The organism is Pseudomonas sp. 24 E 13 (assembly GCF_900004715.1).
GTDB lineage: Bacteria > Pseudomonadota > Gammaproteobacteria > Pseudomonadales > Pseudomonadaceae > Aquipseudomonas > Aquipseudomonas orientalis_A.
This window is the reverse complement of the sequence record NZ_CVTO01000129.1, coordinates 1-2422: the sequence shown is the minus strand read 5'-3', so window position 1 is coordinate 2422 and position 2422 is coordinate 1. Positions and strand designations below refer to the sequence as shown.

The window sequence follows — 2422 nt, the reverse complement described above, 5'->3', positions numbered from 1 at the left end:
ACGGATTCAAGCCTGCGTTCGGCCAGCGTGGTTTAACGGGGCGCCTGAGATCAAAAGCAGATCAAGATCAGGATTAAGAGCGGCTCGCTTCGCATTGTGGTTACGTTTTTTAGGGCTGCGTTGTGTAGATACTCAAGCCCCGATAGGGCCCTCGGCCACACCACAGCCCCCCAGGCCAATTGCCTCGTCCCCTGCCACCCGGTAAAGTGCCGCTCCCCCGCAATGCCCGAGGCAACCTCCATGACCCAGACCTTTGAAATCGCCGTGATCGGCGCCACCGGCACCGTTGGCGAAACCCTGGTACAGATTCTCGAAGAGCTGGACTTCCCGGTAGGCACCCTTTATTTGCTGGCGGGCAACAATTCCGCCGGTGCTTCGGTGCCGTTCCGCGGCAAGAACCTGCGGGTGAAGGAGGTCGACGAGTTCGATTTCAGCAAGGCGCAACTGGCGTTCTTCGCGGCCGGCCCGGCGGTGACCTTGAGCTTCGCGCCGCGCGCCACGGCCGCCGGTTGTTCGGTGATCGACCTGTCTGGCGCGTTGCCAGCCGAACAGGCGCCGTACGTGGTGCCGCAAGCCAATGCCCATGTGCTCAAAGGCTTGAAGAAACCGTTTCAAATCGCCAGCCCGAGCCCGTCCGCCACTCACCTGGCCGTGGTGCTGGCGCCGTTGCGTGGCCTGCTGGATATCCAGCGCGTGAGCGTTACCGCCAACCTGGCCGTGTCTGCGCTGGGCCGCGAGGCCGTGAGTGAGTTGGCCCGCCAGACCGCCGAGCTGTTGAATGTGCGTCCGCTGGAGCCGACCTTCTTCGATCGGCAAGTGGCTTTCAACCTGCTGGCACAAGTCGGCACTCCAGACGCCCAGGGTCACACGGCGCTGGAGAAACGTCTCGTGCATGAATTGCGCGCCGTACTGGAAACACCTTTACTGAAAGTGTCCGCCACGTGCATTCAAGCCCCGGTGTTTTTCGGCGATAGCCTGGCTGTGTCGCTGCAGTTGGCGGCGCCGGTCGATCTGGCTGCGGTGAACGAGGCCCTTGAGGCAGCGCCGGGTATCGAGCTGGTCGAGGCGGGCGACTACCCGACGGCAGTTGGTGATGCAGTGGGTCAGGACGTTGTCTATGTAGGGCGAGTGCGCGCGGGTGTCGACGACCCGGCGGAACTAAATTTGTGGCTGACGTCAGATAACGTACGCAAAGGGGCTGCGCTTAACGCCGTGCAAGTGGCGCAGTTGTTGATAAAAGGCCTTGCGTAAAAGATACTTGGCGTCAATTTGTAGATTGATTCTCACCAAGCGCTATGCTTGGCCCAAAGCGGAACACAAGCGCGTCGGTAACCTATCGGCTCGCCATGCCTTATGGCAGCGGTTACCAACCTTCTCGCAGGCCGGGGAGTGTTCAGACAAAGGATGAGGCTATGGTTCAAGTTCGCAAACTGGTGTTAGCAATAGCGGCCGCCTCGGCGCTGTCCTCCGGTATGGCGCAGGCGCTGCAACTTGGGGAGATGACCCTCAAGTCGAAGTTGAACCAGCCGCTGTCGGTGGAAATCGAGCTGCTCGACGTCGGTGGCCTCACGGCGTCCGAGATCACCCCGAGCCTGGCGTCGTCCCAGGCGTTCGTCGATGCCGGTGTCGATCGCCAGGCCTTTCTCGACCAGCTCACCTTTACGCCGGTGGTCAATCCCAATGGCCGCAGCGTGGTGCGCGTCACCTCCGACAAACCGCTGCCCGATTCCTATGTACGCTTCCTCCTGCAGGTGCAATGGCCCAATGGCCGCCTGATGCGTGACTACAGCGTGCTGCTCGATCCCGCCAAATTCGATCAGCCCACATCGGCTGCCAGCGCCCCGGCGCCGCGCTTGAGTGCGCCGGCCGGCACAGCGTCCGCCGTCAGCAAGCCTGCGCAACATACCACCACGGCTCGCGACACCTTGTGGGAAATTGCCGAGAAAAACCGCAATGGTGGCTCTGTGCAACAGACCATGCTGGCCATTCAGGCACTCAACCCGAATGCCTTTGTCGATGGCAACATCAACCGCCTGAAAACCGGCCAGGTCCTGCGCCTGCCGGACACCGTGCAAAGCACCGCGCTGGCGCAACCCCAGGCGATTGCCGAAGTGACTGCGCAGAACGCCGCCTGGCGCCAGGGCCGCCGCACCGCCAGCCAGCAAGTGGCGGGCAAGGCCCAGTTGGACGCCACCAAGCGCACCGAGACGGGCAATGCGCCGTCGAGCACCAACGCCAAGGACAACTTGAGCCTGGTGTCGGCCGAAGCAGCCAAAAAAGGGGCGAACGGCAAGGCGGGCGACAGCCGTGCGTTGAGCGACAAGCTGGCGATGACTCAAGAGCAACTGGACACCACCCGTCGCGATAACGAAGAACTCAAAAGCCGCGCGGCGGATTTGCAAAGCCAGTTGGACAAGCTGCA

General features: G+C 62.2%; 2 protein-coding genes. Both read left to right on the top strand.

Going from position 1 to position 2422, the window contains the following annotated elements; all coding sequences use genetic code 11:
* Positions 1-240: 240 nt before the first annotated feature.
* Positions 241-1251 carry an aspartate-semialdehyde dehydrogenase gene (locus BFP90_RS16640; protein WP_065894108.1) on the top strand — a complete coding sequence of 337 codons (1011 nt, stop codon included), beginning with the start codon at positions 241-243 and terminating at the stop codon, positions 1249-1251.
* Positions 1252-1412: 161 nt separating this feature from the next.
* The coding region (locus tag BFP90_RS16635) for a type IV pilus assembly protein FimV (RefSeq protein ID WP_305118404.1) at positions 1413-2422 on the top strand (1010 nt) is incomplete at its 3' end.

What these genes read in the sequence shown, in the direction of transcription:
- BFP90_RS16640 (WP_065894108.1), top strand. Translation starts at nt 241, where the DNA reads ATGACCCAGACCTTTGAAATCGCCGTGATCGGCGCCACCGGCACCGTT.